Source organism: Nocardia cyriacigeorgica NBRC 100375, from assembly GCF_000308555.1.
GTDB lineage: Bacteria > Actinomycetota > Actinomycetes > Mycobacteriales > Mycobacteriaceae > Nocardia > Nocardia cyriacigeorgica.
Genome location: NZ_BAFY01000179.1, coordinates 42,090 through 48,696, shown reverse-complemented (window position 1 = coordinate 48,696; position 6,607 = coordinate 42,090). Strand labels below are relative to the sequence as shown.

Annotated in this window: 6 protein-coding genes and 1 pseudogene; 2 read left to right on the top strand and 5 right to left on the bottom strand. The window is 64.8% G+C overall.

The genetic code is table 11. The features are described 5' to 3' along the window. Nucleotides 1–970, top strand: a 970-nt coding sequence (locus RJ05_RS17645) for a heavy metal translocating P-type ATPase (RefSeq protein ID WP_036538571.1), incomplete at its 5' end; no start/stop codon positions are given. A gap of 349 nt (nt 971–1,319) precedes the next feature. On the opposite strand, the gene RJ05_RS30050 is transcribed toward RJ05_RS17645, so the two are convergent. From RJ05_RS30050 to RJ05_RS30045, 4 genes and pseudogenes are all read right to left on the bottom strand, one after another. After that, on the bottom strand, nt 1,320–2,279 hold the full coding sequence (locus RJ05_RS30050) for a M56 family metallopeptidase (protein WP_130917366.1): 960 nt from the start codon (nt 2,277–2,279) through the stop codon (nt 1,320–1,322). Further along, nucleotides 2,276–2,650 (bottom strand): BlaI/MecI/CopY family transcriptional regulator, encoded by a 375-nt coding sequence (locus RJ05_RS17635; protein WP_014352236.1) that lies wholly within the window; start codon nt 2,648–2,650, stop codon nt 2,276–2,278. Before RJ05_RS17635 ends, RJ05_RS30050 begins: the two co-directional genes overlap by 4 nt. 731 nt (nt 2,651–3,381) lie before the next feature. Further along, the gene (locus RJ05_RS17630) at nt 3,382–4,560 is read right to left on the bottom strand and encodes an NAD(P)/FAD-dependent oxidoreductase (RefSeq protein ID WP_014352235.1); all 1,179 of its coding nucleotides are present in this window, start codon (nt 4,558–4,560) and stop codon (nt 3,382–3,384) included. Between the two features lie 103 nt (nt 4,561–4,663). Next, nucleotides 4,664–4,894, bottom strand: a pseudogene (locus RJ05_RS30045) (NAD(P)-dependent oxidoreductase); the annotation flags it as partial. 245 nt (nt 4,895–5,139) lie between these two features. Between RJ05_RS30045 and RJ05_RS17625 the strand changes: the two are divergent. Next, complete coding sequence (locus RJ05_RS17625) at nt 5,140–5,544, top strand: four-helix bundle copper-binding protein (protein ID WP_036538568.1); 405 nt, start codon at nt 5,140–5,142, stop codon at nt 5,542–5,544. A gap of 372 nt (nt 5,545–5,916) precedes the next feature. Here the strand turns inward: RJ05_RS17625 and RJ05_RS17620 are convergent, their stop codons facing one another. Then, nucleotides 5,917–6,537 (bottom strand): DUF305 domain-containing protein, encoded by a 621-nt coding sequence (locus tag RJ05_RS17620; protein ID WP_228792679.1) that lies wholly within the window; start codon nt 6,535–6,537, stop codon nt 5,917–5,919. Between the last annotated feature and the right edge of the window lie 70 nt (nt 6,538–6,607).

The window sequence follows — 6,607 nt, the reverse complement described above, 5'->3', positions numbered from 1 at the left end:
GGTGCTCGAATCGACCCGCCGGGTCGACACGGTGGTGCTGGACAAGACCGGCACCGTCACCACCGGCAAGATGACCCTGCTCGACGTCGTCGCCGCCGATGGTGAAGCCGCCGATGAGGTGCTGGCGCTGGCCGGCGCGCTGGAGGATTCCTCCGAGCACCCGATCGCCCAGGCCATCGCCAAGGGCGCCCGGGAGAAGCTGGGCGAGCTGAAGCTGGTGGAGGAATTCGCCAATATCGAGGGCCTCGGGGTGCAGGGTGTGGTGGACGGTCACGCGGTGATCGTCGGCCGGGCCCGGCTGCTGGCCGACTGGTCGCAGCAGCTCGACGCCGACCTCGAACGCGCGATGGCGGCCGCCGAGGCCGAGGGCAAGACCGCCGTCGCGATCGGCTGGGACGGTAAGGCGCGCGGGGTGCTCGTGGTGGCGGATGCGGTGAAGCCGACCTCCGCGCAGGCGATCACCCAGTTGCGTGCGCTCGGCCTGACTCCGATCATGCTGACCGGCGACAACGCTGCCGCCGCCCGCGCGATCGGCGATCAGGTCGGCATCGACGAGGTGATCGCGGAGGTGCTGCCGCAGGACAAGGTCGAGACCGTCAAGCGGTTGCAGGCCGAGGGCAAGGTGGTCGCGATGGTCGGCGACGGCGTCAACGATGCGGCCGCGCTGGCCCAGGCCGATCTGGGTCTGGCGATGGGCACCGGCACCGATGTCGCCATCGAGGCCAGTGACCTGACGCTGGTGCGGGGTGATCTGCGCGCGGCCGCGGATGCGATCCGGCTGTCGCGCCGCACCCTTGCCACCATCAAGGGCAACCTGTTCTGGGCCTTCGCCTACAACGTGGCCGCGATCCCGCTGGCCATGGCGGGCCTGCTGAACCCGATGCTGGCCGGCGCCGCGATGGCGTTCTCCTCGGTATTCGTGGTCAGCAACAGCCTGCGGTTGCGCAACTTCCGCTCCACCGCGCAGTAACAGCACAACAAAGAACGGGCGAGACGGCTTATCGGCCCGCCCGTCCTGGTGAAGGGAGTACAGAGTGCGGAATCTGTCAATAGCAGTGGCACGAATCGCCGGTCACGAGATCACCCAGACCGTCGCCCGCTGCGCGGTCGCCTGCGCCGCCACTGCAATCCAGCAGCTCATCACGAGTGCACGGACAGTGCACAGGACCTGACCGAAAGCAGGCGGCGTCGCAGCGCTGCCACTGACCCCTCATTCGACTCCTCGACTTCCGGGGCCGAAACTCGGTCGGGTGGTGATCGCCTCGGCAGATCCGCCTTCCGAGCGTCATGACTTTGCGTTTCGCGGGAAGGGCTATGGCTCAGCTGGTCAGCGGCATGCATATGGCCAACCCGTAGACGGCGCCGGAGGCTGCGAGAAATGGCGAAGCACCGACCACAGCAGCGAATACGGAAAGCAGCAGGCGGGAACGCATCAATTCGACGGCAGAGACTGGGCCATCCAGTCGTCTGATCCGTGCGCTGATGCCGACTGAACTGGCACCAAGTGCTCGCCGGGGAACGGGAGCGTCGGACAGGCGAACAATCGCGGACAGAACGGTGGTCCGCCCGTGCCTGCGGGCCGCTCGATCGTCGGCGCACATTTCCAGCAGTTGGGCAACCTCGTTCCGAGCGACGCCGAACAGCTGGAGGCGCGGCAATACGTTCGCGAGAGCACGAGTTACCGCGAGCACAAGGTGGTGTCGCCCATCGAGGTGCGCTCGTTCATGGGCGAGGACAGCTTCCAAATGGTCGACATCGAGTGCGGCCACCGCGGCGCTGGTGACCACGACAGTCCCCGGCCGTCCAGCAACGCAATACGCGGCCTTCTCTGGCGCGTCGATGACGACCCCGTCCACGCCCGGCACACGGCGCCCTACGATATGTGCCGACCGGGCATGCTCCGCGCTGATCTTCCGGGCACGTGCGAGCGCTCGGGCAATGCGAACCGCCACTGCCATCAAGAAGCCCGACAGCGCGACGGCAAATGTTGCCACGCCGATTTGGGCGGCGAAGCCGTAGTGCCCGCTGCCGGCCGTACGTACCGCTGCGAGACATGCGCCGAGTATCGACGAGGCCGGCCGGTCCCACGTTCGCACGAGCTCTGCGGTGAGTGCGATAGCTGCGCCGACCCATGAGGCAACAACGCTCGCCAGTGCAACCAGCCATGCCGCGACCGCGGCGGTTGGGGTGCTTCCGAGACCTGTCAGGCGGGGCAGTAGCCGTGGCGAGACCACGCACACGACTGTGGCGTAGACAAGCAGGCAGATGGCGAGGCTCACTCCTTCTTCCCCCGCCGGGCGGCGACGCCCCGCAACACCGTCCGCAGAGCCGCCGATTCATCGTCGCTGATCTGTTCGACGAAGTGCGCGAGAATCAGGTCTGAACGGCCGCCGCCGAGGGCGTCGCGCATAAGTTTGGCGCTGTATTGTTCGCGGCTCAACGAAGGCCAGTAGACGTAAGCTCGACCTCGCCGCTCTCGCTCCAGCCAGCCCTTTCGGTGCAGGTTATCCATCGTGGTCATCACGGTGGTATAGGCCATCTCCCGGACTTGGAGTAGGTCCTCGAACACCTCACGCACCGTTGTCGTATCGTCGGCTGACCAGATCCGGTCCATGACGACCGCCTCCAGATCGCCGAAACGATGTGCCAATCGGTCTCCTCCTCGAACTGATCCTCGCTCAACTCCACCGTTGTGGTGGTTGTGAGCGCGGCCGATGACAGGTAGGGACTCCACCCACCTGGATACTATCTGTGTACATAAATCGTAACCGGTCGGCGAGCTTGGCAGTGCCGGTGGGCATCTCCTACGTGTGTCGCGTTGTGTGGGGGATGGCCAACCTGCTCGTTGTTGACAGGTTTGGGTGGCTGCTGTAGAAGCGCTCGAAAGCTCGCGTCCAGATAGATCCAGGTTCTCTGCCGCACTTACTCTACTAGTTACGTACGTATATAGTAGTTCGCTGGGGTTGGGTGGCCAGGCTCTATAGCCGTGGTAATCGCCTCATGGCCGTCGTATTCGTTCGGCTTCCGGTGGGAGCTGTGATAGGAGGAGGTGAGATGAACCCCGTCCAAATGATCTGCGGCATGCTCTGTCGGATGATGGGCTCGACCTGCCCGATGATGTAGCGATTCCAGTCGAGGTCGGCCGGATCGAATCCATGAATCGGCCGACCTCGGTTGGTCGTCTCGTGCGGTTTTCATCCGCATGCTGGCGGGAAGCTGCATGCCAGTGGTCCGGCGGGCGCTCCGCGTCCGGTCGATATGCCGCAACTCCAGGTAGTCTTCTGCGCTGACAGCCGACGGCGAGTCGCCCGAGAATCGGCGGGCCACCGGCCCACCAGCGCATCCGAGAATGTGATTGCGGTCGACCGCCGCACTGGACTGTCACACAGCGATGTCCCCCAAGGACGCCCGCGCGGCGATAGCGCGCCGGAACCGGTTCAACTCTTTGTGGGCATTCACTGCGACCGCACCCACCAGAACGCCGTTCGCCAAGAACGCGGTAGCAAACTGATCGTCCTCGACAGCACCGAAGACGATACGCTCCTCATCGGCGAGGTAGGGCAGGCCGGCGGTCTGGATTCGGGCGCCATGTATGTGAGTGGCGAACGAAGGGACAGCCGAGTACGGCTGCGCTGCAGATGGTCCGGCAAGGAGGTTGCGGGCGGCGAGCGCGCCTTGCTCATTGGCGTTGGCCCAGTGCTCGACTCGAACGAGTGCCCCGGCGAAGAGGTCGTGGGACCAGCGTGCGACATCGCCTGCCGCGACTATAGTGTCGGTTCCTTCCGCGAAGAGCGTGTTCGTTGCGATCACTCCGCTATCGAGTTTCAGACCGCTTCCCTCCAGCCAGGCGGTGTCCGCCACCACGCCCATTCCGGCCACGACCAACTCTGCTTGGATGGACCGGCCGTCCTCCAGTCGAACTGCTGGAAGGCCGTCTTCGTCGAACGCCCTTACTCGTGAGCCTGTTACGAGTTCGACGCCGTGGCGGGTGTGGTGGCCGGCAAGCCAGCGTGCCGCGTGGCGGCCGAGGGTGGCGAGCATCGGGTATGGACCGGCATCGACAAGGGTTACCGACAAGCCCTGTCGTCGGGCGGTGGAAGCGACTTCGCTGCCGATGAACCCGCCGCCGACGATTGTCACTCGATCAGGCCAGTTGGCGAGCGCCGCCCGCAGTGTCAGCGCGTCGTCGAGCGTGCGCAAAGTATGTACCCACGAGGGATGTTCGCCGAGCTGTCGTGGCCGTGCGCCGGTCGCTATGACGAGCCCGTCATACGGGACTTCAGAGCCGTCGTCGAGGACGACCGTTTTGTCTTGTTGGCGTAGCGCTGTGGCGCGCCGACCGCGCAACCATCCGTCGCCGAGACTCTCTGCTCCCGGTAGTGAGACATCGTCGTCGCCGTCCAGCGCGCTTTTCGACAGGGGTGGACGGTTATACGGCAGGTGTGCTTCCGCGCCGATAACCGTGATCTCCCCAGGGAAGCCGACGTCCCGCAGCGCTTGGACGGCGCGCAGTCCAGCCAAGGAGGCCCCTACCACTACTACTCGATCGAATCCGCTCATAGCTAGACACCTTACCCCCGTAGGGTATCTACTTGACGTGACAATCCCCACACCTCCTGCGTGCGGCAAAAGGCCAAGGCGTCCCCAATTCCAGTGAGCGATCCGACTTGGCGACAGTGGTGCCCACGCGCTCCTGGGCCTTGGCGGTTGGAGCGCCCAGGTGCGGGGTCGCGACGACCTCGGGCAGCTCGAATAGCGGGCTGTCGGTGCATGGGGCGGTCTCCAGCACGCCCGGCCCGGCGGCACGGCCGTGGCCGGATTTGATGGCGTCGGCCAGGGCCTGCTCGTCGATCAGGCCACCGCGGGCGGCGTTGACGACGGTCTTTGCCAGATCTCGGCGTGTTCGAATGGGGCACGGTATCTACGTAGTAAGGCTGTAGATATGAGTCAGGGGTAAGGCAACCGTTCCGAAGTGTGGCGCCCGCCATGTACTGACTCGACGCCAGTCATGAGCCTGCGTGGGGGCCGATGTGCGGGACCGGTTGACTCAGCCGATCCGCCGCGGCGGGCCGGTTTTATGCCCGGGCAGCCGGGTAATGCACTGACGACCAGCTGGACTTGTCGTCGAGGAGGAAATTCATGGGTACCGTCGCTGAACTGCTCGACTCGTATCCGGCCGATCTCGGCCGGGTCGACCGGAACGTGCTCGCTACGTGCATCGAGCGATGTTTCGAATGCGCACAGGCGTGTACCGCGTGCGCTGATGCCTGTTTGAGCGAGCCGGGCGTGGCCGAGCTGGTCAAGTGCATCAGGTCAGATCTCGACTGCGCCGACATCTGCGACACGACGGGAAGGGTTGTGTCTCGTCACACCGGTTACGACGCGAACTTGACCCGGGCGTTTCTCGAGGCGTGCGCGACCGCGTGCGCGAGTTGCGCCGATGAATGCGAACGCCATACCGCTCACGAACACTGCCGTGTCTGCGCGCAGGCATGCCGGCGCTGTGAAGCGGCGTGCCGGGAGCTGATAGCGGCCCTCGGCTGATCACCGACTCGGCGAACCCGGGCGGCCGATCCCGCATATCCGGCACGACACCTCGGGGCTGGATATGTGGGGATTGACCTTCGCCCACGCCGATTACGAACACCGGAGAGCAACGTAGGCGGCTCGTTGATCCGGCGGCGGTGGCCAGTCGTTTCCGTCATGCCTATCGGGCATCCGAATGCAGCGCCGAGCACTGTGATAACTAGGCCGACAGCACGGCCGTCCCGGTGGTGAGTTCTGCCGACCAAGTCGCTCGGCCGAGCTGCAAAGCGACGAACTGCGCCGACCACCCAGCGGCGCTCCGACCCCGCATGTCCCACGCCCCGTATAGCAAGGGAGGCTGCCAGGGCTTCGCGAGCGGGCCGGACGGGCTCACTTTTGTCCCAGAAGTGTTTCCATCTGGGCGATCTCTTGCTGCTGTGTGGCGACGATGGTTTCAGCCATTTGTTTTGCCTGGGGGTTGGTTCCGGAGGCGATCTCGGTTTGGGCCATCTCCACCGCTCCGCGGTGATGGTCGATCATCATCTGCAACCACATCTTGTCGAACTCGGGCCCCGACATCGCCCCGAGCGAGGACATCTGCTCCGGCGACATCATGCCGGGCATGTCGTGGTTCATCGTGCCGTCGGCGGGGTCCGGCTTTCCGGCACTGGCCAGCAGGGATTGAATCTGGGTCATCTCAGGCTGCTGAGCTGCTTTGATCCCGGCTGCGAGGTCGATGACCTGCTGATCCTGGGATCGCGTTGGCACCAGCTCGGCCATCTCCACGGCCTGGTCATGGTGCGGATACATCATCTGCAAGAACGTCACATCGGCATCGTTGAAGGTGCCCGCAGGGGCGATGCCGGTTGCCGCAGTCGCAGAGTCGGCCGAAGTCGTGGAGGAATGATGGACCGGTGTGGCATCGTCGTCATTCCCGCAGCCGGCCACGACCAGGGCTACCAATCCAACACACGGAATGAGCCTTCGAGCGATGATGGAACGTCGAGACATGTGAACTCCTCGGGAGTCGGGACATGACCTTGCATGTCGAAAGACAGACAGCCGACCGCGGACCAAGACC